The 23303-nt window shown below is 56.3% G+C and carries 21 protein-coding genes, 2 tRNA genes and 1 pseudogene; 14 read left to right on the top strand and 10 right to left on the bottom strand.

All coding sequences use genetic code 11. The annotated features are described in order from the left end of the window. Positions 1–101 precede the first annotated feature (101 nt). The 4 genes from FH039_RS04415 to FH039_RS04400 all read left to right on the top strand — a co-directional run bounded on the left by FH039_RS04415 (position 102) and on the right by FH039_RS04400 (position 2271). Positions 102–179, top strand: a tRNA-Ala gene (locus tag FH039_RS04415). An 11-nt stretch (positions 180–190) separates the two neighbouring features. Then, positions 191–268, top strand: a tRNA-Val gene (locus FH039_RS04410). 707 nt (positions 269–975) lie between these two features. Beyond that, positions 976–1647, top strand: a complete 672-nt coding sequence (locus tag FH039_RS04405) for an HAD family hydrolase (RefSeq protein WP_139680349.1) — start codon at positions 976–978, stop codon at positions 1645–1647. Between the two features lie 45 nt (positions 1648–1692). Continuing rightward, positions 1693–2271 carry a hypothetical protein gene (locus FH039_RS04400; protein ID WP_139680348.1) on the top strand — a complete coding sequence of 193 codons (579 nt, stop codon included), beginning with the start codon at positions 1693–1695 and terminating at the stop codon, positions 2269–2271. On the opposite strand, the gene FH039_RS04395 is transcribed toward FH039_RS04400, so the two are convergent. Beyond that, the gene (locus FH039_RS04395) at positions 2258–2536 is read right to left on the bottom strand and encodes a hypothetical protein (protein WP_139680347.1); all 279 of its coding nucleotides are present in this window, start codon (positions 2534–2536) and stop codon (positions 2258–2260) included. The genes FH039_RS04400 and FH039_RS04395 overlap by 14 nt on opposite strands. A 160-nt stretch (positions 2537–2696) precedes the next feature. On the opposite strand from FH039_RS04395, the gene FH039_RS04390 reads away from it, so the two are divergent. Genes FH039_RS04390 through FH039_RS04375 form a run of 4 tightly spaced genes read left to right on the top strand, consistent with a single transcriptional unit; the run spans position 2697 to position 5118 of the window. Beyond that, positions 2697–3464 carry a hypothetical protein gene (locus FH039_RS04390; protein WP_139680346.1) on the top strand — a complete coding sequence of 256 codons (768 nt, stop codon included), beginning with the start codon at positions 2697–2699 and terminating at the stop codon, positions 3462–3464. A 44-nt stretch (positions 3465–3508) separates the two neighbouring features. Next, positions 3509–4216, top strand: coding sequence for a PrsW family intramembrane metalloprotease (locus FH039_RS04385; RefSeq protein WP_139680345.1), 708 nt, complete (start codon positions 3509–3511; stop codon positions 4214–4216). Next, a complete protein-coding gene (locus FH039_RS04380) occupies positions 4213–4416 on the top strand; it encodes a hypothetical protein (protein WP_139680344.1) in 204 nt (67 codons plus the stop codon). Before FH039_RS04385 ends, FH039_RS04380 begins: the two co-directional genes overlap by 4 nt. A gap of 54 nt (positions 4417–4470) precedes the next feature. Continuing rightward, positions 4471–5118 carry a hypothetical protein gene (locus FH039_RS04375; protein WP_139680343.1) on the top strand — a complete coding sequence of 216 codons (648 nt, stop codon included), beginning with the start codon at positions 4471–4473 and terminating at the stop codon, positions 5116–5118. 12 nt (positions 5119–5130) lie between these two features. Here FH039_RS04375 and FH039_RS04370 read toward each other — a convergent pair whose 3' ends face one another. The 6 genes and pseudogenes from FH039_RS04370 to FH039_RS04345 form a co-directional block, all read right to left on the bottom strand. After that, positions 5131–5481 (bottom strand): DUF1667 domain-containing protein, encoded by a 351-nt coding sequence (locus FH039_RS04370; RefSeq protein WP_139680342.1) that lies wholly within the window; start codon positions 5479–5481, stop codon positions 5131–5133. After that, complete coding sequence (locus tag FH039_RS04365) at positions 5478–6734, bottom strand: NAD(P)/FAD-dependent oxidoreductase (RefSeq protein WP_139680341.1); 1257 nt, start codon at positions 6732–6734, stop codon at positions 5478–5480. The genes FH039_RS04370 and FH039_RS04365 overlap by 4 nt, the downstream gene beginning before the upstream one ends. Next, entirely contained in the window at positions 6734–8221 is a 1488-nt protein-coding gene (locus FH039_RS04360) for an NAD(P)/FAD-dependent oxidoreductase (RefSeq protein ID WP_139680340.1), read from the bottom strand. Before FH039_RS04360 ends, FH039_RS04365 begins: the two co-directional genes overlap by 1 nt. Before the next feature lie 196 nt (positions 8222–8417). Beyond that, positions 8418–9897, bottom strand: a pseudogene (gene glpK, locus FH039_RS04355) (glycerol kinase GlpK). Positions 9898–9951: 54 nt separating this feature from the next. Beyond that, positions 9952–10695 (bottom strand): glycerophosphodiester phosphodiesterase family protein, encoded by a 744-nt coding sequence (locus FH039_RS04350; protein WP_139680339.1) that lies wholly within the window; start codon positions 10693–10695, stop codon positions 9952–9954. 25 nt (positions 10696–10720) lie between these two features. Continuing rightward, on the bottom strand, positions 10721–11422 hold the full coding sequence (locus FH039_RS04345; protein WP_139680338.1) for a glycerophosphodiester phosphodiesterase family protein: 702 nt from the start codon (positions 11420–11422) through the stop codon (positions 10721–10723). Positions 11423–11528: 106 nt separating this feature from the next. Here FH039_RS04345 and FH039_RS04340 point away from each other — a divergent pair, with 106 nt between their 5' ends. The 4 genes from FH039_RS04340 to FH039_RS04325 all read left to right on the top strand — a co-directional run bounded on the left by FH039_RS04340 (position 11529) and on the right by FH039_RS04325 (position 15821). After that, positions 11529–12851, top strand: a complete 1323-nt coding sequence (locus FH039_RS04340; protein WP_139680337.1) for an SLC45 family MFS transporter — start codon at positions 11529–11531, stop codon at positions 12849–12851. A gap of 74 nt (positions 12852–12925) precedes the next feature. Next, a complete protein-coding gene (locus tag FH039_RS04335) occupies positions 12926–14179 on the top strand; it encodes an MFS transporter (protein ID WP_139680336.1) in 1254 nt (417 codons plus the stop codon). After that, complete coding sequence (locus tag FH039_RS04330) at positions 14176–15042, top strand: alpha/beta hydrolase (RefSeq protein WP_206206165.1); 867 nt, start codon at positions 14176–14178, stop codon at positions 15040–15042. The genes FH039_RS04335 and FH039_RS04330 overlap by 4 nt, the downstream gene beginning before the upstream one ends. A 38-nt stretch (positions 15043–15080) precedes the next feature. Then, positions 15081–15821 carry a DUF2334 domain-containing protein gene (locus FH039_RS04325; protein WP_139680335.1) on the top strand — a complete coding sequence of 247 codons (741 nt, stop codon included), beginning with the start codon at positions 15081–15083 and terminating at the stop codon, positions 15819–15821. A gap of 161 nt (positions 15822–15982) precedes the next feature. On the opposite strand, the gene tmk is transcribed toward FH039_RS04325, so the two are convergent. The 3 genes from tmk to FH039_RS04310 form a co-directional block, all read right to left on the bottom strand. Further along, complete coding sequence (tmk, locus tag FH039_RS04320) at positions 15983–16600, bottom strand: dTMP kinase (RefSeq protein WP_058939878.1); 618 nt, start codon at positions 16598–16600, stop codon at positions 15983–15985. A gap of 107 nt (positions 16601–16707) precedes the next feature. Continuing rightward, positions 16708–17415, bottom strand: coding sequence for a phosphohexomutase domain-containing protein (locus FH039_RS04315; protein ID WP_139681639.1), 708 nt, complete (start codon positions 17413–17415; stop codon positions 16708–16710). A 10-nt stretch (positions 17416–17425) separates the two neighbouring features. Further along, on the bottom strand, positions 17426–18511 hold the full coding sequence (locus FH039_RS04310; protein ID WP_139681638.1) for a sugar phosphate nucleotidyltransferase: 1086 nt from the start codon (positions 18509–18511) through the stop codon (positions 17426–17428). A 225-nt stretch (positions 18512–18736) separates the two neighbouring features. Here FH039_RS04310 and FH039_RS04305 point away from each other — a divergent pair, with 225 nt between their 5' ends. Then, positions 18737–20614, top strand: coding sequence for a phosphoenolpyruvate carboxykinase (GTP) (locus FH039_RS04305; RefSeq protein ID WP_139680334.1), 1878 nt, complete (start codon positions 18737–18739; stop codon positions 20612–20614). 112 nt (positions 20615–20726) lie between these two features. Next, positions 20727–23228, top strand: coding sequence for a maltodextrin phosphorylase (gene malP, locus FH039_RS04300; protein WP_139680333.1), 2502 nt, complete (start codon positions 20727–20729; stop codon positions 23226–23228). The last annotated feature ends 75 nt before the right edge of the window (positions 23229–23303 follow it).

Below are 23303 nucleotides of genomic sequence, written 5' to 3'. Positions count from 1 at the left end.
GCGGAGGAGGATATTAGCTTTTCGATGCCCATCTGAAAGATATCCCCAACCGCAAAATTTATAAACCCACCCAGATAGGTGATTACGGCGTCGATGGGAGTGGGCCGGTAGCTCAGCCTGGTATGAGCGCCGCCTTGGCAAGGCGGAGGCCCCGGGTTCAAATCCCGGCCGGTCCACCATTCCTTGGGTTGGGCCCGTGGTCTAGACTGGTTATGACGCCACCCTGACAAGGTGGAGGTCCGGGGTTCGAATCCCCGCGGGCCCACCACAACAGCCCTTGCTTCGCAAGCGCTGGCGGAAAGATTGTATGCGATTTTGAAAATGCTTGTTTTTCAAGTGGTTTGCCGTTCAACTGCAAGCTTACAGGGTTTCACTTTCCACAAGGCGTTCGAAGAACGCCAGAATAAAAGTGAAACCTTTTAAAGGCCTGATTTTTGGCGTTAAACCCACGCTTTAGGTGTAATTTTTAAGAGTGCATGTCTGATTTTATCCATTTTTAAACGACAAGGGAACTCTTTTGGTCAAACTTTGCAAAGCAAAGTTTGCTCGCCTTCGCGAAGTTTGATCAAGGTCCGTGATTCCTTTTGAAAAGCGTGTTCTGGAGTGGATTTCTCTGAGGACTGCTTTTTGGGCAGAATTGATTCATTCCAAGGAGTGTTTCAGGAGGGTTCAAGCGTTTTTGGCGCTCCTTCGGAGCGAGATTCAAATAGAACCACATGAAAAGCTTTATTTTCACTGACTCCGCCTTCCAAGGTCAATGTTGGACTTGAAATCCCCTCTGCAAAGGAGCCCTACCACGAATCACAAACTTTTGGTGAAAGCTTTTTCCAAAAGCTTCGGCGCTGGCGGGAGAGTGTGATTTTCTGAGAATTGGCAATTTTGAAATGGGTTTTCATTGCACTTACTCATTGTATGATTGAACCACAGGGACAACGCTTAAATCCCCATCTTCATCGCCCAGTAGGGGGGGTCGTTATGATAATAGCTTTCGACTTCGACGGAACTCTGGCGGATACGTACTCGTGCATTGAGGAGGCGTTTCGGCGCGCGCTCGAGAGGCGCTACCGATGGCTTCCCGGAAAGGCCCTCTGGGCAAAGCTCTTGACTAAAATCGAGCTCCAGTTTGAGAGGCCTACCTTTGGAAAGCACAAAAAGAAAAGCAGGCCGCCTTTCTTCCTCCGTACAAAGTTCTTTGAGGCGTGGTTCGAGGAGCGGGCCGAGCTCACGAGGCCCATCGACGACTCCGTCGAACTGCTGAAGAAGCTCAGGGAGGATGGCCACGTGGTCATCTCCTTCTCGGCGGAGGATTTCATCGATGGCATGAAGGTGCGGCGCCTGAAGCGGATGGGCATCTACGACCTCTTCGATGACGTCATCGTCTTTGGCCACGATATGACCATAGATGAGGCGTTTCGACTTGTTCGCGAGAAATACGGGGATGACGTTTTCATCTGGGTGGACGACAAGCCCTGGCGCTTCGTGGGCCACGGCGACGAGAACACCGAGTACGTCTGGTACTACTTCCCGTTCACGGCGAGGTTCGTGGAGAAGAACCCCGAAAAGCTGGCATTGATACCTCACCTCCACGTCATAAGGGACCTGTGGAGCATATTCGATGTCATTGAGAACGTTAAAACAAAGCGGTGATGTATCCGGAAACTTTTTTAGTTTGAATGTGGAATATTAGGGACGATGAGGGTTATGCGAAATAAAGTGTTAATCGGACTGCTGGTGATTTTTGCCGTTATGGTCATCATAGGCGTCGGACCGTGGTGGGATAACATCATCGGGGACATCAGCCCGCCCCCTCCAAACGTTAGCGCGATTTATCTGGGTGTTGAGAACCCCGATGCCAGGGAAGGCTGGCAGTTCATCATGAAGGACCCCATTCTGACCGACTGCATGGTGGCGTACATATATTCCTTTGACCCCCTTGGAAAGCTCACTGTATATGAGCTGGACGGGGGGACGTTGAATTCACTTGGGCTGAGTTTTGAAGTCCAGAACTGCACCAACGTCCGCAGGTACGGGGTTCTCGCCGTTAATTTCACGGAACGTCCTGACGTTCTCTCTATTGAAATATGGGTAAGTAAGAGCTCCACCGAAGGAAACGACGTTTACTTCCAGCAGCTCGGCAACTGGCGCTTTGTCAACGGCTCCTATATAGGATTCACCGCACCTCCAATGAACGATGATTACGCCCTGTTGGACATAGAAAAAGTACGGGAGCTAATGAATGCCACCGGGATTCACTACATCAATCGCCGCTGAGGTATTCGAGGGTATCCTCCACAAAATCATCCCAATCGTCGTCGTTGACCTCCTCGAGTCTAAGGGTGAACTCATCGCCGATGTTCCACCTGATGGCTATCGCCCCCCTTTCGGTTTCCACTATTACAAGCCCGAATGGAGCATCCCCCATCCAGTGATGTTTTGAGAATCCCACTCTAAAACCGCGCTTTCTCAGTTCATCCATGATTAGTTCATAGGTTTTGGCCGGTCCGTACGGACTCCTTGCGAAACCAATGTAGGGCATTTATACTCACCGATGTTCCATTGGTGGACGGATTTAAAACCTTTTCGGTTCCCCTAACAAAATTTGAGCTGCGAAGAAGAAACCTCACTGGCACCGGAACACCCCGGGAGGCGATGCTAACCTTTTAATACCCCGTGGGGAAGTTATCTCGGGTGATGGAATGAGGAAGCTTTACATTGGCCTGTTCATTGTTCTGGTGGTCTTTGCCGCGGGCTGCATCTCCGGTGGCGGGACGACCCCTGCCCCAACCACGACCACGACGACCGCCGCGAACCTTCCTTTTACCCCCGATGATATGGAGAACGCCATAAAATCCCTCAAGAGCTACGAGTACACCATGCACGTGGACAGCTACAACGGAACAAAACTCGTGGCCCAGCTCTCGAACGAGGGTGCGATCAACTTTGAAAGGAAGCTCAAATCCGTCTCCACCTTCTCGAACAGCTCCGTGGGCGGCGGCTCGTATTACAGGAGCTACTACTACACCACATCCAGTGGCTACGCAAGCTATTTCGACCGGAACGGTACCGTGACCTGGGAGGCCTCATGCTACGGACCGGGCAAAGGGCCGGATTTCAACTCCACGATTCTGGACGGACTGTGGAAGGTTCTTGATATGGAAAACGTCAGGGTCATCGAGGATGGGGATTACTACGTTATCTACGCCAACGAGACCGGCGGCACTGCGATTGGGCCCAACGTGACGAATGCATACAAAACTAGGATCGAAGTCAGGCTCACAAGGGATCTGATTCCGGTGAAGATAAAGAAAACCGTCTATTACGAGAAGGGTGGCGCCAAGTGGGTTGACGTGATCACGATAGACGTCAGGAACCCCAACGCCGCCGTGGTGGAGCCGCCCGAGGAGCTCGTCGAGTACCTCAATGCACAGGGTATCGACCTGACGGACTTCCTGAGTGGATGCTAAACCTTTAAATCCCACTTCCCCCATTTTCTTTTGGTGGATCTGCGGTGGATGCGTTCAGCGGTCTGGTGTTCTTCGCGTACGGGCCGGCACTGGCGATACTCTGGTACTTCTATCACGCCGACAGGTACGAGCCCGAGCCGAGGAGGTACGTCCTGGGCACGTTCATCCTGGGAGGGACGCTCTCGGTTGGGATAGCGTTCATTCTGGAGAGCTTTCTGACCCTTGGTGGAGCCATTCAGCCCCTCCTGCCCGCGTCCGCATTCTACGTCGCCCTCGTGGCCGGAATAGTGGAAGAACCCGCCAAGGCACTGGCCATACGCTGGCCGTTCAAGGCGGGGCAGATGGACGGGATAATGGACGGCCTCGTCTACGGCGTGGCTGCGGGCCTCGGTTTCGCCGCGACGGAGAACTTCCTCTACGGCCTCGGCTGGGGTCTCGGAGTAACCGTGATGCGCGCGTTCCTCACCCCCCTCGCCCATGCCACGTGGAGTGCCGTGATAGGAGTGGCCTACGGCATGAAGGCGGAGGGCAAAATGACCTCCACGGCCTCGTACTTCCTGCTGGCGATGTTTCTGCACTTCATCTGGGACTACTACGCGTTCATGAGTGCCAGCGTCCCCGCGTACAACATCCTGCTGATATTCTTCATAATCCTGAACCTTGCCCTGCTCCGCTACTTCCTCCTCCTGGGACAGGCGGAGGACAGGAGCAGGCTGTGGTACTACTGGTTCAAGAGGAGGGACGGACTGTGAATGAGCTAGAGGATGCTCTGTTTGAAGCCAGACCTTACGTGGAGTATTATGATCGGCTGGAGAATCTTGTAAAGCGCCTCTGGGAGGAGGCCACCGACAGGGAGAACTTTCTCCAGCTGCTGAACGAGGAGATTGAGCGGGCAGAGGAGCCCTTCAGGACGGACCTCAGGATATTCCTGCAGAAGTTTGAGGCGCTGTGAGATTCCATCCCTTGATGGTAACCTTTATAGCCTTCAACTTTCAAACTTTTTTCGGTGGGTGTGATGAGAAAAACGGCGGTTGCGGCCGCGGTGGCTGTTCTCGTAGTGCTGGCAGTCTGGGCCGTGGTTGATGCAACGTTGGGAGGGCCATCTGTGGAGGACGTTCTCGATGCCATTGGGGGCCAAAGCTCCTTCTGCTGGAGGACGGAGCTTGCGGACAGTCTCACCGAGAAGGAAGTCTTCGCCTGCGTGAACTATGAGAACCAGAGCGCCTTCTGGAGGATTACTTCTGGCAACAGAACCTCGCTCATCAGGGCTTTTCCAGGTGGGGATTCCTACGACATCAACTGGGGCCTTGCACTCCACAGCAAAGGTGCTGAGTGGAACGCGCTCAACTTTGCGAGCTGGGTTTTGACGGAGGGCACTGTCGAGGGAATCGAAAAGGTCGGGCGCGATGAATACGAGATACGCGCCGTTCTCCGCATAACCGATAGCTATGCAGTTGGAACCATCGAGAACGGGAGCCGGGTTGAGGAGAGGCACGAGATAATCGCCTTTCTCCGGGTGGACGAGAACGGCGAGCTTAAGGGTGGACGCTTCACATGGAGGCGCGAGATGCACTACACTGATTGGAGCCGGGATGAGGTCACAGAAATCCGCGGGAGCTTCGAGATGCTCGGGCCGTGGAAAGAAAAGCCTTAGAAACGGGGATGGCTAAGCCCCCCTCGTGGCCACTATTTTTATTCCGTTCCACTCAGCAACAACTTCTCCTATCTCCACAGGTGCCTTGAGCTTCAGCCCCGCCAGGAATTTCATCAGCTCCGGAATCAGCTCCTTCGGTACCGGCTCCGCGGTTTTAACGCTCACCGTTGGCAGTGCGCCGCCTTCCACAGGAACGACGCTCATGACGACCCTCCTGGGGTTGGTGGCCTCTTCCACTGCCCATTCCTGCCCCCTGGGGCAGGTGTGTCCGGTGACGCCTATGACCTTCCCGTCCTCAATCCTTACCTCAATGGAGCACCCAAGGGGGCAGACGATGCACGTGAAGCGGTACGTCTTCGTCATTCCCTCACCACCTCGACGGTGAGCTTCTCTGCGTTCCTAACCTCCTCCGCCTTCAGCTTCACCCTGAGCATCTCGGCCGGCGTTGCCAGGGAGAGCTTTACGCGCTTCCCGACCTCGGGGATTCTAAGCTCGATGTCTTCCATTGGCCTGGCGACGCGCAGGTAGAGGTAAACGTCGCGCTCCCCGCTGAGGCGGTGTGGGGCGAGGAGGCGGACGTTTTCTCCTTTCTCAACCCAGATCCACTTCCTGCTCTCTATCCCGCCGTTCTCGATGAACTCCTTGGCTCCTTCCGCCGCTAACTCACCCTGCTCCGCAACGTAATCGACGAGGTCGTTGATGAGGAGCGCGTTTCCAGCCACGAAAACCCCGGGAACGCTCGTCTCGAGCCTGTCGTTCACAACTGGCCCGCCGGTGGATGGATCGATCTCAACGCCTATGGCCGTCAGTTTCTTGACGCTGGGCACGAGTCCGGCGGAGATAATCAGTGTGTCCGCCTCGATCCAGAACTCGCTTCCGGGGATTTCGTTGAGGTTCTCGTCCACTTTTACTACCTTCACCCTCTCGACCCTTCCCCTGCCCCTGACTTCCACGACCTTGTGGCTCAGGTAAAGGGGAATATCGAAGTCCCTCAGAATCATAACGTTTCTGGCCAATCCCCCGGGGTAGGGCATTAACTCGATGACGGCCTTCACCTTCGCTCCTTCAAGGGCAAAGCGGCGCGCCATTATCAGGCCGACGTCGCCGGAACCGACTATCACAACCTCCCTGCCCGGCATTATCCCGTAGATGTCCATGAGCGTCTGTGCCTCTCCTGCGGTATAGACTCCGGCAACCCTGTCGCCGACTATTCCTATCTCGAAGGCGTGCCTCTCGCGAGCGCCGGCGGCGTAGATAACGGCCTTGGCCCACGCCTGGTAGGCCCCGCTTGGGGATGTGAAGATTACGACCTTCTCCAGGTCGGAGTAGTTTCTGATTTCCATAACCCTCGCGGCGGTTCTGTACTCCACCCCAAGCTCAACCAGCCTCTTCGCGAACCTCGCCGCGAACTCCGGGCCGGTCAGCTCCTCCCTGAAGTAGTGAAGCCCAAAGCCCGGGTGAATGCACTGGGGGAGTATCCCTCCCAGGTAGTCGTTTTCATCCAGGAGGAGAACGTTCAGCCCCAGCTCCTTGGCCCTTACCGCGGCCGCCATGCCGGCGGGTCCGCCGCCGATGACCACAACATCGTAGTTCAGCATCGGAATTTCCGGAAACATCAGGCATCACCTCTGAGGAGGGCCTTGACGTCGCCTATTCCAATCTCGCTCCCCTTACCCTTCAGCGTGACCTTCCACGGCTCAACGCCGTACTCCCTGGCCAAAAGCTGGACTATCTTCGGCCTGCAGAAGCTTCCCTGGCACGTCCCGGTTGTGGCCTTCGTCCTGAACTTCACGGAATCCACGCTCGGCGTTTTAACGCCTATGAACTTCATCCTCTCTATTGCCTCCAGGATGTCCCCCTCGCTGACGTTGTTGCACCTGCAGACGACCTTTCCGTAGGAGGGGTTCCTCTTTACGGCCTTGTTCACCCCCTCAGGACTCATCATGAAGAAGTGGCTTATCTCCTTCCTGTAGGGGTTCCACTTGGACTTCTCCTTCAGCTCTACCCCGAGGTCACGTCTGATTATCTCGGCAACCTCGTACGCTATCGCTGGGGCGCTCGTCAGTCCGGGCGAACGGATTCCGGCGACGTTGATGAAGCCCCCGACCTCTTCCTCCGCTTTGATTATGAAGTCTCCCCCGCTGGGCTCCGGCCTTAAGCCGGCAAAGGTTCTGATGACCTTGCTCCTCGGCGGGAGCTGGGGCCAGAGCTTCTTTGCCCCTTCCCAGACCTGCTCGAGGCCCTCCCGGGTGGTGGCGAGGTTATCCTTCTCCTCCGGCGGCAGATCCTGAGCGTTCGGCCCTATCATCAGATGGCCGGATATCTCGGTTGTTACTACGATTCCCTTGCTTATCGGGGTTGGGGTCGGGAAGAGGACTCTCCTCGGTCCGGGGAGTCCCTCGTCGAAGAGCCAGTATTCTCCCTTCCGCGGGTGTATCTCGAAGTAGTCTATGCCCGCCATTCTCGCTATCCTGTCGGCGTAGAGGCCCGCGGCGTTGATCACTATATCCGCCTCGATGAAGCCGTCCTTAGTTTCAACCCCCTTAACCTCGCTGTTTTCGACCTTTATGCCGGTGACCTCTGTCTCGAGGTGAGTTTTTACGCCGTTCGCCACTGCGTTCTCGGTTATCGCTATGACGGCTGGAATCGGCCCAATCTGCCCCACTATCGGAACCCAAAGGGCGCCGATGGCCTCTCGAGTCAGGTTCGGTTCGAGGTGGAAGAGCTCTTCCCCATCAACGAGCCTCATCTCGGGGACGCCGTTCCTCCTTCCACGCTCCAGAAGCCTATCAAGCTCGTCAAAGTCCTCCTCCCTGGTTGCGACTATCAGGGCCCCGTTCCAGATGTGGGGAATCTCGAGCTCCTTGACCCACTGGTGCCAGAGCCGGTTCCCCCGTATGCACAGCTTCGCCCTCGTCGGATACTTTTCCGGGTCGTCGTCGTAACCGCCGTGAATCAAAGCCGTGTTCGCCTTGCTGACGCCCCAGCCAACGTCCGGGGCCTTCTCTATCAGATGAACCTCGAGGTTCTCGTACCTGCTCAGGACGCGCGCTATGCTGGCTCCACTAATCCCCGCGCCTATTATGGCAACTTTCGTTTTCATACTCTTCACCTCGATTTAACTTGAGAAAGGACTTTCACCGTTTTAAAGCTTTCCTTAACCTTAAGTTTGGCTGAAAAGGAAGGAGAGAACAGCTCTGGGCATGAGAGGGGAGGACATGGGTGGACACTCATCAAATGAACAGATATGGTGTTGGGTTTGTTCTCTCGCGATAAAATAGAGAGAACCAAACAATCTGTTAAACCCCAACGACCTTCGCCCAGCCCATTGCCCTCTTCACAGCCTCCTTCCAGCCGCGGTAAAGCCTCTCCCTCGTTTCTTCGTCCATCGTCGGTTCGAAGACCCTCTCCGCCTTCCACAGGCTCCTTATCTCCTCGAGGCTCTCCCAGTAATCGACGGCGAGGCCGGCCAGATATGCCGCTCCCAAAGCTGTGGTCTCCTTCACGATGGGCCTGACGACGCGCCTGTTGAGTACCTCCGCCTGGAACTGCATCAGGAAGTCGTTCGCAGTCGCCCCTCCATCGACGCGGAGCTCCTTTATTCCGACGAGCCTCTCCATCTCCTCGACCACGTCGCGCGTCAGGTAGGCTATCGCCTCTAAGGTTGCCCTCGCGAGGTGCTCCCTGCCGGTTCCGCGCGTTATGCCGATTATCAGCCCCCTCGCGAACTGGTCCCAGTAAGGGGCACCGAGTCCAACAAAGGCCGGGACGAAGTAAACGCCTTCGTTGCTTTCAAGCTTCTTCGCGAGTTCTTCGGTCTCGGGCGCGCTCTTTATTATCCTGATTCCGTCGCGGAGCCACTGGACCGCCGCACCGGTTATGAAGACGCTCCCTTCGAGGGCATAGGTAACCTTTCCATTGAGTCCCCAGGCGATGGTGGTGAGCAGGTTGTCCGAATAGCGGACAGTCTTGCCCGTGTTGGCCAGGATAAAGCTCCCCGTTCCGTAGGTGGCCTTGACCATTCCTGCCTCGAATCCCGCCTGACCGAACAGTGCCGCCTGCTGGTCGCCCGCGTCGCCGCTGACGGGTATCTCCGCACCGATGAGTTCCCTCTTAGTGTAGCCGTAGACCTCGCTCGATTCCCTGACCTCCGGCAGAACCTCCTCGGGGATGTTGAAGATTTCGAGAAGCTCATCGTCCCATTTGAGTCGCCTGATGTTGAAAAGCATCGTCCTTGAGGCGTTGGAGTAATCGGTTACGTGCTCGCCGGTGAGGCGGTAGATTAGGAACGTATCGACAGTTCCGAAGAGAACCTCGCCTCTCTCAGCCTTCTCCCTAAGACCGGGAACGTTGTCAAGGAGCCACTTCAGCTTGCTGGCCGAGAAGTAGGCATCCGGCACGAGACCCGTCTTCTCCTTGATTATATCACCGTATTCCCTCTTTATCTCCTCCACCATCTCAGCCGTTCTCCGGCACTGCCAGACTATCGCGTTGTGGAGTGGCTTACCGCTCCTGTCCCAGACTATCGTCGTTTCACGCTGGTTGGTAACTCCTATCGCCGCTATTTGACTTGGCTCGACCTTGGCCCTCTCCAGGGCGGTCTTGATGGCCCTGAACTGGGCGTCCCAGATCTCTTCCGGGTTGTGCTCGACCCAGCCGGGTTTGGGGTAGTGCTGGGGGAACTCGTACTGGCCGACGCTTAGAACGTTGCTCTCTGTCGAAGACTATGGCTCTAGCCGAGGTAGTTCCCTCGTCGAGGGAGAGGATGAACCTTTCCATTGATGCCCACCGAAGAGGAAGAAAGAGCAAGGAGGTATATTAGGGATTCGGTCTTCACCTTAACCCTAACCGGGACAGGTACTCAACCATCCTCTCAACGTCGTTGACTATGACCCCATCGAAGAGCCCGCCGAGGCGAACGAGGTTATCGTTGGCGTAGTAGGTCTCATCTTTGAGGGACCACAGAACGACCTTAAGACCCGCCTTCCTGGCCATCTGGAGAGCACCCACGGTTTTTTCCACACCGATGAGTTCAAGCGCCTCCACAGGCGGATTTATTGACCACAAAGATAGCTCCCCGATGAGGGTAGGGAGCCGTGCGAGCGTCTCTTCCCTGTCCACGAGGAGCCCCATCCTTGTCTCCCTGTCGTGTTTCCTGTACTCCATGAGGGCATCGATTAGGAACGAAGACACCATAACCCTCGACGGGTTGTTTGCTCCGATTATTGCGGCCGTCTTTTTCACCGCTTCTACATCCTTTATCTCCACGTTAATTAAAACATCCTCCGGGAGGGTTTCAAAGGTCTCTTCGAGCGTTGGAATCCTCTCTCCGTTCCCGAAGTCCAGGGACTTCAGCTCGTCCAGCGTCATATCCTTGATTTTACCGCTCCCGTTGCTCGTCCTGTCAACCGTATCGTCGTGGATCACCATGACCTCCCCGTCCTTTGTCAGCCACACGTCCAGCTCAATTCCGTCGGCACCTGCTTCAATTGCCTTTTTGAAAGCGAGAAGCGTGTTCTCGGGGTACCTGGCGGAGTAACCCCTGTGGCCGAGCAAGAAGACCTTTCTTTCCGCCACGAAAATCACCTCCTTGATACTCACCTCAAACCGTAAAAACTTTTCTAAGCCTCGCCGGGTCGTCCGAGATGACGGCATCCACGAGGGGGAGGAGCCTGGGCACCCAGTGGAGTTCGTCCATCCCGTGGTTCCAGAGGTAGATTTTAAGTCCACGCTTTCTGAAGGCTTGGAGAAGGCTCCTGAACGCTCCGTACCCAACGTACGAAACGGCATCTATCGGCACGTGGAGGGAGTAGATGCCCTTCAACCGTGGAACCCACATGAGGGAGGAGTGGCCCACTATGGAAAAACCCACCCTGCAGTCGGGGCATGCCTTCAGAACGGTCTCCACTATCTCCGGTCTCTCCGAGGAGAAGACGGTTCTCTCGAGGGTCCCGTACCGTTCCGCCTCCCTTAGCAGGGGTTCAACTGCATTGACTTCTTTAACGTCGGCGTTGAATACCGCACCGTGAAGTCGTGTGAAGACGTCCTCCACCCGTGGTATTATCCTCCCAATTGGGTGCAGCCTTCTCAGCTCGACGAAGGTTAGATTTTTGAGGGGGTAGAAAGCTCCGTTGAAGTAAAAACCCCCGTCGTGGTGGGTTACGAGCTTTCCGTCGCGGGTCAGCCTCACATCGAACTCCACTCCATCCGCGTATTTAAGCGCCCTCTCGAAGGATGGCAGTGTGTTTTCGAGCCTTCCCCGGACCCCTCTGTGTCCAAGGATGAGAGGTCTCTCACTGTCCATAGTTGTCACCTCTCCAACCGCTCAAAAATGGGCTCACAAGTCTTAAAAGTTTCATCCGTGTATTCCCCGTTAATTACAACCCTATAATCGGATGGGGGTGCAAGGATTGGAGTTTAAGTACAGCAGGATATTCATACTCGGTTTTGGGTTTTTTGGAATAAGCATCATCTGGGCCCTCTACAACGCGTACATCCCGATTTTCCTCCAGGATACGTTCCACCTCAGCAAGACGGTGACGGGCTTCATCATGACCATAGACAACCTCTTCGCGGTTCTCCTGCTCCCGTTCCTGGGCGCGCTCAGCGATATGACGAGAACGCGGATCGGGCGGCGTAAGCCGTACATACTGCTGGGCGCACCGTCTGCGGCCCTGATGTTTGCGCTCATCCCGGTGGCGAGGACCCACGAAAGTCTGGCCCTCTTCATGGGGACGATTATCCTGATGAACTTCTTTATGGCGCTGTTCCGCTCCCCGGTCGTTGCGTTCATGCCGGATATAACGCCTAGCGAAAAGAGGAGCCAGGCCAACGGAATAATCAACTTCATGGGAGGTCTCGGCGCCCTGCTGGCGTACTTCGGGGGCAAGGCGCTCTACGACATGAACTACGCGTATCCCTTCTACTTCGGTGCCGCGATAATGCTCCTCGCCAACATACTCGTCGTTCTCGTCGTTCCCGAGCCTGAGGAGTACCGCGTTCCCGGGAAGAAGATAAGCATAAGGAAGCTGCTCTCAGAGACATCCCACAGGAGCTTTGGAGAACTCAAGGAGAACCTCAAGGACGTGTTCACGAGTCACGAGAAGAGCCTTCTGGCCGTCCTCCTCGCGATATTCCTCTGGTTCATAGCCTTCAACTCGCTGGAGACCTTCTTCACCAGCTACGCCAAGTACTACCTTGGAATAGAGGAGAGCACGGGAGCCTTCATGCTCGGCGTCTTCAGCCTCAGCTTCATGCTCTTCGCAATCCCTGCCGGGTTCATCGGAGGCCGCTTCGGAAGGCGGAGGACGATAACCCTGGGTCTCATAATAGTCATCGGAATAATGCTTGCCGCGTACCTCGTCGGCGAGGGCTCGAAACCCGAATCCAGCTCCCTGAGCGACCCCGTCGTCATGACGTTCATGGGCCTGTTCTTCGTGGGTGGTATGGGATGGGCCATGATCAACGTCAATTCCCTGCCGATGGTCGTGGACATGACGACCGAGGAGAAGCTTGGAGGGTACACGGGGCTCTACTACTTCTTCAGCCAGGCTGCAAACCTCGTTGCCCCGCCCTTCGCGGGGGCGTTCCTCGACGTTATCGGCTACAAGACCCTCCTGCCCTTCGCAACGCTCTTCTTCATACTCGCGGCCCTTGCGATGCAGTTCGTCCGGAGGGGCGACATCGTTCGGAGGAAGGGCGACGCCCTCGACTACGTCCCGGATATGGATTGACCTCGATTTTTCTATTTTAATCGTCTAAATCCACTGGAACCGTTATGGACTGACAGGAATAAGGGGGTGGTACCATGGAACGGAAGTTCAACTGGGGTGTTGTTCTCGGTCTGGCTCTCCTGGGATTCAGCAGGAGCATGGGATGGGCCCTCAACAAGGGATTCTCTTTCCCCTTGCTCTCCGATTACACCAGTTCCGCCTTTGTTAAGGGAAGCATTCTGGCACTCGAGGGTTTTATAGGTCTGATAGTCCCGCCGCTCCTAGGCTATTACAGCGATACCCTCAAGTCAAGACACGGGAGGAGGAGACCCTTCATATTCATAGGGGGCATCCTCGCGGCGCTGGCGACGCTCATGATATGGACCGTCTACAGGATGGGCGCGCCCCTCTGGGCCTTCGCCCTCACGCTGGGCTTCTTGTACTTCTCACTCCACCTCTACACCGCCCAGTTCAGGGCTCTGATGCCGGACACGGTTGAGAGCGGCCAGCGAGGAAAGGCGAGCGGAGTTATAACGCTCCTCGAATGGGCCGGCAACCTCTTCCTCTTTGGCCTTGGGGGGTTCCTGGTTGCGAAGTACGGGAAGGACTACATCGGTCCGTTCGGGCTCACTGCGCTCTTCCTCTTCATCGCGGCGGCTTTTGTATATCACAAAGTTAAGGAGCCAGAGCCCCCTGAGATAGAGGAAAACGAGAGTCTCTCGGGATACGTGAAGAGCATATTCACGACGAGAGACTTCCTGAAGTTCTACACGGCCCAGATTCTCTGGTGGATGAGCTTCGAGTTCATAGCCATATTCCTGTACGGGATCATAGCGTTCATACTCAAGGGCAGTGCGACACCCGAGAACATCGATGCAGTGACCTCGATGGGCCTCTACCTGATGGCGCTCTTCAACGTTGCCGTGCTCGTTGGTTCCCTTCCAGGCGGTTATATCTACGATAGGGTTGGCAGAAGGCTCAGCATAATCATAGGGGGCTTCATCTTCGCCCTGCCGCTCCTGTGGGGGTGGTTCATCCACACGGAGGCCCAGATTTACATGGCACTGTTCATGGCCGGAATCGGGTGGGGGGCGCTCATAGCGGCATCCTACCCCGTGGTCGGCGACCTCCTCACCAAGTTCGAGAAGGAGGCCTTTACGGGGCGCTACTACGGTGTCTACGAGGCCACCAAGTCCATCCCGGTACTGCTCGCGGGCACGGTGGGTGGGGCCATCGTTGACCTGGCGGGCGGTAACTACCGCATTCTCTTCCCGATAGGGGCCATCCTGGTGCTCCTCGCGATGCCCCTTATATGGAGCATGAAGGAACTCGAGGTGAGGAGGGAATGATGATCTGGCTCGTTCTCTTCCTCCTCTTGCTCTTCCTGGCCTTCTCGGCCTTCGTGGGCTACAAAATGGTGAAACCGCCGCTCCTGATAGGGGACTGGACGCCCAGGGATCTCGGCTACGACTACGAGGATGTCACCATCGAAACGGAGGACGGGATCAAGCTGAGCGGCTGGTGGATTCCGAACGGGAGCGACAAAACTGTCGTTCCGCTACACGGCTACACGGCGAGCAGGTGGAACGACCTCTACATAAAGCCCACGATCGAGTTCCTTCTCAGGGAGGGCTACAACGTCCTCGCCTTTGACTTCAGAGCCCATGGAAAGAGCGAAGGAAAGTACACGACGGTCGGCGATAGGGAGATCGCCGACGTGAGGGCCGCCGTGAGATGGCTGAGGGAGAATCACCCTGAGGGTAGCAATAGAATTGGATTGATAGGCTTCTCGATGGGTGCCATGCTGACCATACGCTCGCTCGCTGAGATTCCGGAGGTCTGCTGCGGCGTCGCCGATTCACCGCCGATGGACCTCGATAAGACAGGCGCGAGGGGGCTGAAATATTTTGCCAAACTGCCCGAATGGCTGCACATCTTCGTCAAGCCCTTCACGAAGCTCTTCAGCGGTGGGAAGGAGGTTCACCCCATAGAGTACGCCGATGATATCAGAAAGCCGCTCCTCCTAATAGCCGGTGAAAAAGACCCCCTGGTCACGGTTGAGGAAATCAGGGAGTTCTACGAGAGGAACAGGGCCGTGAACGATGGCGTTGAGCTCTGGGTTACCGACGCCCCCCACGTGAGGACGCTCAAGTTCCATCCCGAGGAATGGAAAGCCCGGGTTGGGAGATTTCTGAGAAATGTCATGGGTTAGGCTTTTAGCCCCGGGTTTCTATTTTTTCCCGTGGGAGCATGAAAGCGGAAATCTCGGTTATGGTCATCATCGTCCTCGTCTTCGCGGCGTCATCATCCATATCCGCGCCCGCCTACATCCCCAGGTTCGAGGACTTTGCCATTCTCATACACGACGTCAGCCCGGGATACTTCGAGCAGCTGAGGGAGATAACCGCCCTTATAGACACCTACTCCCTCCAGAACGCGACTTACCTCTTCGTGATTCCGAACCACGGCGGGGGAATGCCGCTTGAGGATTACCCCGCTTTCGTGGCTTTCCTTGGGAGGCTGAAGGCAGAGGGATACCACGTGGAGCTTCACGGGTACGCCCACACCGGGGACGAGTTTGACTGCAACGCGAGCACGGCGGAAAAAAAGCTTGAACTCGGCCTTAGGGTCCTCTCCTGCCTCAACGTCACGCCGGAATACTTCATAGCCCCGCGCTACTCCCTCTCGGAGGATGCACTGGCGGTTCTCCTGTCCCGCAACATAACAGTCATCGGGGAGGATTTCGTGTACTTCCCCAACGGAACCGTCGAACCCGTATACAACCGGGAGTACACGTGGTATCTTCCCAGCCCCTTCCTTGACTACCAGCTGGCGAGCGCCAGGGCCTCGTACGCCCACACCGGGGGAACTTTCCTCCTGTCCCTCCACCCCAAGGCGGTGAACAACGATGCAGGGATGGAGTTCCTCAGGGAGTTCCTGGGTTTTCTGAAGACCTGTGAAAAACGGAATCCCTTAAACGGCCTCGGCTAACCCTCTTCTCCTCACCGCTCAGCGTGGCTAACGCTCGTCATCGGCCGGGAGAATTTTGGGGGAACCTTTTAAAAAGCAACCGCCGAGAAGGGAAGGGGGATGAAGAGCGTTTACCGGTCTGATTCGCTACCGAATGATGAGACTGGCACTGGCAGACCCCATCACTTCTTGAAGAGCTCGTGCTCCACGAGCGCGACTATGTCGTTGTGGATGTCCTCAACGCTCGCCAGGGCGTTGACTATCCTTATCTCGGGGAAGCGCTCGGCAAGCTTGAGGTAGTTCTCGCGCACCTTCTTCTGGAGCTCGACTATCTTGTCAAACTCTGTCTTTATGCTCCGCCCGTTTATGCGCTTCATGCTCTCCTTAACGGGCAGATCGAGGAGTATCACGAGGTCGGGCCTCACGGCGAATCTGTTGAGGTCAATGAGCCACTCAAGGTCGAGCCCTCTCGCCCACTGGTACGCGAGGGACGAGTAGAAGTAGCGGTCGGATATGACGATTTTACCCGCCTCTATTGAGGGTTTTATCAGCTTGCTGACGTGCTCTGCCCTGTCGGCGGCAAACAGGAGCGCTTCCGCTTCGTGGCTTATCCTCGCCCCGTCTATGATGCCCTCCTTTCCGCCGGTGAGCACGAGCTTCCTGATGAGCTTCCCGAAAGCAGTGTCGGTCGGCTCCTTTGTGAGAACGACCTCGTGGCCCTTCTCCTCAAACCACTCCGCCAGAAGTTTTGTCTGAGTTGATTTTCCCGCACCATCGATGCCTTCGATAACAATGAACATTCCCACAGAGGTCACCCCCAAAATGGACGGAGAATTATAACGGCGCGGGCCTTTTTAACGCTTTTCCGTGAAAATTTTTGAAAAGGGTTTAAAAAGGGCCAAAAAATTCAAAGGTTCTTTTTCATGTGGTCGAGCAGCTTCCATATGCTGCCGAACTCCAGCTCCTCCCCGTCCCTGTAGAACTCGACAACCCCCTCGGGCCTGAAGCGCAGTCCGAAGTCGTAGTCACCCTTCCCGAGCTTGTGGAGGAAGACCTCCTTGGGCTTCGGGGGAAGATAGCTGGTCATCATATCGTTGATCAGCTCAATCTCGAAGCCGAAGTGGTCGCTCATGCGCGGGAAGAAGAGCACCGCGGGGGTGTTCATGGCATCGACGAGGGCCTTTCCCTCGATGTGGAAGTTGTAGTGCTTGAAGACCTCGTGGAGGAAGTCGTCGAGGGCGTTGGGATAATAGACCGTCGCCCCGATGTCGTTGGGATGGGCCTCTATGAAGCTCCTGCTCTCCAGTATGGCCCCTATCTCGTCGCCATCGATGCCGCTGACGTAAACGCGGACGCCGCCGTAGTAGTACACGTAGGCCAGGGGCAGGCCCTTCCTCATGGCGAAGTCCTTGAGGGCTATGAGGGGAATGAGTCTGACGTCCATGATGGTTGAGCCGGTGCTGACGATTCCGACCACCATGGCGCGCTTCCCGTACCTTGAGATGGCCCTTCCGTCCCTTCCGACTATTATCGTGCCGTGGGATATCGTTCCTATTGCCCTTCCGAGAAGGGCGAGCTCCTCAGGGTTGAACCTGGGGGAATAGTACACCTCCACTTTCATCACCTCAATCGGGCAGTATTATACTCTCCTTTCCAATCCGGGACTCCACCCAGATCTTGACGTTGGAGCCGATCTTGCTGAAGTCTTCGATGAGCGTGTTGTCGCCGATTACGCTTCCGGGCTGTATCACAACGCCCTTCCCAATGCGGACGTTTTCGCCTATTATGGCCTCCCGAATCTCGGCACCATCCTCTATGACGGCACCTGAAAATATCACCGAACGCTCTATTTTAACGTTTCTGCCAATTTCAACGTCGTCTCCAAGCACCGCGAACCCCCTTATCCCGGGCCGCCTCAGCACGCACCGCCTTCCCGTGACGAGTGCCCCGCCGTATTCGAGGTTCCCCTTGAGGCCCTCCGTCCGCAGCCCGGGCAGCAGGAGCCGCCCATGGAAGACGTCTTCCGTTGCCTGAAGGTAGCTGGAGGGTCTGCCCACGTCGTTCCAGTATTCATTGAACGGGAAACCGTACAGGGCGAGATCGTTCTCCAGCATCCGGGGAAATAGGTCCCTGGAAAAATCGAAGTTCTTGCCCTTGGGGACGAGATCAAAGGCTTCCGGCTCGAAGACGTAGATGCCGGCGTTGACGAGGTTGCTGAACGCTTCTTCCGGCTTAGGCTTCTCCTTGAAGCGAAGTATCCTGCCATCGTCGTTGATCACCGCTATGCCGTACTGGGTGGGATCCTCGACCCTTGACAGGGCGATAGTGGCGAGGGCCTTTTTCCTGCGGTGGTATTCGTAGAGCGCCTTCAGGTCAAGGTTCGTCAGCACGTCGCTGGAGACGACGAAAAACGTTTCGTCCATGTTCTTTACCACCTTCTTAGTGGCTCCTGCTGTTCCAAGCTTGATGTTGTCGCCGTTGGAATACCGCATCCTGACGCCCCAACTGCTTCCGTCCCCGAAGTAGTCAATTATGCGCTCTTTGAGGTACCCGACCAGGACGTATATCTCATCCACGCCAGCCTTCACCAGGTTTTGAACGGCGTACTCCATAAGCGGCCGGTTGAAGAACGGGATCATCGGCTTTGGCCGGTACACCGTTAGTGGAAGCAACCTCGTGCCCCTGCCACCGGCCAGAATCACGGCTTTCATTACAAGCACCGATAGTCTATATCACCGCGAGTTAATATACTTTGCGCCCGATGCAGTGAGATGAACACCGGTCGATAAATATGGGCATCGGGTACCTGTCGTTGTGACAAGCTGTCCTCCCTTTTCTGGATAATAACCAAAACACGCCCGGGAATTGCCCCATGTGCCCGTCATAACGACGAAGAATTTTTAAGCCTGAATCCAACTCCCAACGGAGGCGATATTATGAACGCCCTTGAGAAGCTTGAAAAGCTCCTCGATGGAGAGCAGTTTGAGAAAATCAAGGCCCTGAACAACCCGGAACTCCACGAGTTTTTGGCGGAGTGGATTGAGTGGCTCGAACCTGATAAGGTCTTCGTCTGCACGGACAGCCCCGAGGACGAGGCCTACGTCAAATGGAAGGCCCTCTACTACGGCGAGGAAAAGATGCTCGAGACTCCAAACCACACGGTTCACTACGATAATTACTACGACCAGGCCCGCGACAAGGCCAACACGAAGCTGCTCGTCCCCGGTGGCAAGGAGATTCCATTCCTCAACACCAAGGACAGGGACGAGGGTTTGAAGGAGATACGCGAACTCATGAAGGGAGTTATGAGGGGCAAGGAGCTCTTCGTCTGCTTCTTTGCCCTCGGGCCCAGGAACTCGGTCTTCACGATCCCTGCCGTTCAGCTCACCGATTCAGCCTACGTCGCCCACTCGGAGTTCATCCTCTACAGGAAGGGCTACGAGGAGTTCAGGCGCCTTGGGATGGGGGCGAAGTTCTTCAAGTTCGTCCACTCGGCCGGCGAGCTCGACGAGAGAAAGACGAGCAAGAACCTCGGGGAGAGGAGGATTTACATCGATCTTCTCGACGAGACCGTTTATTCAGTCAACACCCAGTACGGAGGAAACACCATCGGCCTTAAGAAGCTTGCCTTCAGGCTCACCATCCAGCGCGCGGTCAGGGAGGGCTGGCTCAGCGAGCACATGTTCCTGATGAGGGTAAACGGCCCGAACGGAAGGAAGACCTACTTCACCGGCGCCTACCCGAGCATGTGCGGAAAGACATCCACCGCCATGATAAGCTGGGAGAACATCGTGGGGGATGACCTCAGCTTTATAGTACCCGTCAACGGCGTCGCCAGGGGGGCCAACGTTGAGAAGGGTGTCTTCGGCATCATCCAGGGCGTCAATCCCGAGGACGACCCTATAATCTGGGAGATACTGCATTCACCGGTCGAGATAATCTTCTCCAACGTGCTCGTCAAGGACGGCAAGCCCTACTGGAACGAGATGGGCATAGAGATTCCCGACGAAGGTGAGAACCACAGCGGAAAGTGGTGGCGCGGAAAGAAGGACGCGGAAGGAAACGAGATACCACCGAGCCACAAGAACGCGCGCTTCACGGTCAGCCTTGAGCACTTCCCGAACGTTGACCTGGAAGCCCTTGAGAACCCGTGCGGCGTTGAGGTCGGTGGAATGATATTCGGCGGCCGCGACAAGGACACCTGGCCGCCGGTCAGGGAGGCCTTCAGCTGGGAGCACGGAGTGATAACGATGGGGGCTTCGCTTGAGAGCGAGACCACCGCGGCAACGCTCGGCAAGGAGGGAGTGAGGGCCTTCAACCCGATGGCCATACTCGACTTCATGAGCGTCCCTCTCGGCGACTACATCAGGAACTACCTGGAGTTCGGAGAAAAACTGAGTAAGGCCCCGAAGATATTCGCCGTGAACTACTTCCTCCGCGATGAAAACGGGAACTGGCTCAACCACAAGCTCGACAAGGGCGTCTGGCTCAAGTGGATGGAGCTGAGGGTTCACGGGGACGTCGGGGCGATAGAGACCCCCATAGGCTACATACCGAAGTACGAGGACTTAAAGAGGCTCTTCAAGGAGGTCCTGGACAAGGAGTACACCAGGGAGGCCTACGAGAAACAGTTCACCATCCGTGTTCCGGAACTGCTCGCCAAGATAGAGCGCATAGAAAAAATCTACCGCGAGAAGGTTGGGGAAGTCCCGGAGGAGCTCTTCCAGGTTCTCGAGGAGGAAAGGAAGAGGCTTCTGGAGGCCAGGGAAAGGTACGGGGACTACATCAGTCCCTTTGCCCTTGAGGGGGAGTGAGCTTTTCTCCCTATTTTCTCCATTTTGAGGGCTTCGTCAAACGTCGAGCGGCAAGGCTTTTTAAGGACATCGACGACTAAGTATCACCCAGGATGATATATAGGTGGTTGCCATGGCAGAGCTCGATACGTGCACGTGTGATACAATCAGGGAAAAGCTTCCCCATCCGCTCAAGGGTCTGGCCGACCTGGCCTACAACTACTGGTGGAGCTGGAACAGGCGCGCCACCAAGCTCTGGGAGCGCATAGACCCGGAACTCTGGCGCGAGCACAAGAACCCCGTTAAGCTCCTGCTGGACACACCTGAAGAGCGCTTCAAAGAGCTCCTCCGCGACGATGATTTCATGAACCTCTACGAGCTGGTGATGGACCAGTTCGAGGCTTATATGAATCCCGAGAGCACCTGGTTCTCGACCAACTATCCCAAGTGGGACAAACCGATAGTATACCTCTGCATGGAGTACGGAATAAGCAGGAGCCTGCCGATTTACTCCGGTGGCCTGGGAATCCTCGCCGGAGACCACGTGAAGACCGCGAGCGACCTCGGGCTTCCGTTCATAGCGGTCGGCCTCCTATACAAGCACGGCTACTTCAGGCAGGAAATAGGGGAGGACGGAAGGCAGAGGGAGATATTCCCGGAGTACCGGCCGGAAGAGATGCCGATTACCCCGGTTCTCGGCAAGGACGGAAAGCCCCTGCTAGTGGAGGTTCCGATTGGGGATGGCATCGTCTACGCCAGGGCCTTTGAGGTGAGCGTCGGCAGGGTCAGGATATACCTACTTGACACGGACGTGCCCGAGAACAGCGAAGACAACAGAAAGATATGCGACTATCTCTACAACGCGGAGATGGACAAGCGCATAAAGCAGGAGATACTCCTTGGAATCGGTGGGATGAGGCTGCTTAAAGCCCTGGGAATAGAGCCCGGTGTGGTTCACCTCAACGAGGGACACCCGGCCTTCGCGAACCTCCAGAGGATGGCCTGGTACATGGGGGAGGGCCTCACCTTCACCGAGGCGCTCAGCATAGTTAGGGGCACGACGGTTTTCACCACACACACCCCGGTGCCGGCCGGCCACGACAGGTTCCCGATAGAGGAAGTCAGGAAGAGGCTTGCAAAGTTCCTTGAGGGCAGGGAAGAACTGCTGGAGCTCGGCAGGGAGGGCGACCAGCTGAACATGACCCTGCTCGCGATAAGAACGTCGAGCTACGTCAACGGCGTGAGCCAGCTCCACGCGGAGGTCAGCAAGCGCATGTGGAAGGACCTCTGGCCGGACGTCCCGATAGACGAGATACCCATCGAGGGCATAACGAACGGAATCCACACCATGACGTGGGTTCACAACGAGATGAGGAAGCTCTTCGACAGGTATATAGGCAAGGTCTGGCGCGAGCACACGAACCTCGAGGGCATCTGGTACGCCGTTGAGATGATTCCCGACGAGGAGCTCTGGGAGGCGCACCTCGAAGCCAAGAGACAGTTCCTTGCCCTTCTGAGGAGGAAGGTCATGCAGAGGAACGGGCGCCTCGGTACTGACGACCCCCTCCCGAACATCGACGAGAACGCTCTCATAATTGGCTTCGCCAGGCGCTTTGCAACCTACAAGCGTGCCACGCTCCTCTTCACCGACCTGGAGCGGCTCAGGAAGCTCCTGAACGACCCCCAGCGGCCTGTATACCTAGTCTTCGGCGGTAAAGCTCACCCGCGTGACGAGGCCGGAAAGGAGTTTCTCAAGCGCGTTTACGAAGTCAGCCAGATGCCCGAGTTCCGGGGCAAGATATTCGTGATGGAGAACTACGATATGGGCAGCGCCAGGCTCATGGTCGCTGGCGTCGACGTCTGGCTCAACAACCCGCGCAGGCCGATGGAGGCGAGCGGAACGAGCGGCATGAAGGCCGGCCTTAACGGCGTCCTCAACGCGAGCATCTACGATGGCTGGTGGGTCGAGGGTTACAACGGAAAGAACGGCTGGGTGATCGGAGAGGAGAGCACGGAGCCTGAAACTGAGGCCGACGACCCCAAGGACGCCCAGGCCCTCTACGAGCTCCTGGAGAGGGAGATAATCCCGACGTACTACGAAAACCGCGGGCGCTGGATTTACATGATGAAGGAGAGCATCAAGAGCATCGCCCCGCGCTTCAGCACCCACCGCATGGTCAAGGAGTACATGGACAGGTTTTACTCCAAGGCCATGAGCAACCACATCTGGCTCACCCGCGATGGATACCGCGGTGCCAGGGACATTGCCGCGTGGAAGGACCGCGTCACCGCTTCATGGGGAGAGGTGAGGCTCGGCGAGCCCAGGATTCACGAAAACGGGACCCGTCTGGAGGTGGAGGTCGTCCTCGACGGATTGAAGCCGGAAGACGTCCGCGTGGAGCTCTACTATGGTGTCAGGGCGGAGGGTTACAACGTCGAGAGGGCCCACATAATAGAGCTCAGGCATCCGAGGAAGCTCGAAGGCGGCAGGTGGCTCTACACCTATGAGGGCAACGCCCTCAGGCATCTGGGCGACCCCTGCTGGCACTACGCACTCCGCGTTTATCCGCACCACGAGAAGCTGCCCCATAGGTTCCTCCTCGGTCTGGTGAAGTGGAAGAACCTCGACTCCTGAACTTTCCTTTTTGTTTCATCTCTGCGCGGTACTGTGCCTTAGAATACAAGTTGAACTTTTGGACTTTCTTAGTGA

Source organism: Thermococcus indicus (genome assembly GCF_006274605.1).
Taxonomy (GTDB): domain Archaea; phylum Methanobacteriota_B; class Thermococci; order Thermococcales; family Thermococcaceae; genus Thermococcus; species Thermococcus indicus.
The sequence above is the reverse complement of the archived record's forward strand: the minus strand, read 5'-3'. Positions and strand labels throughout refer to the sequence as shown.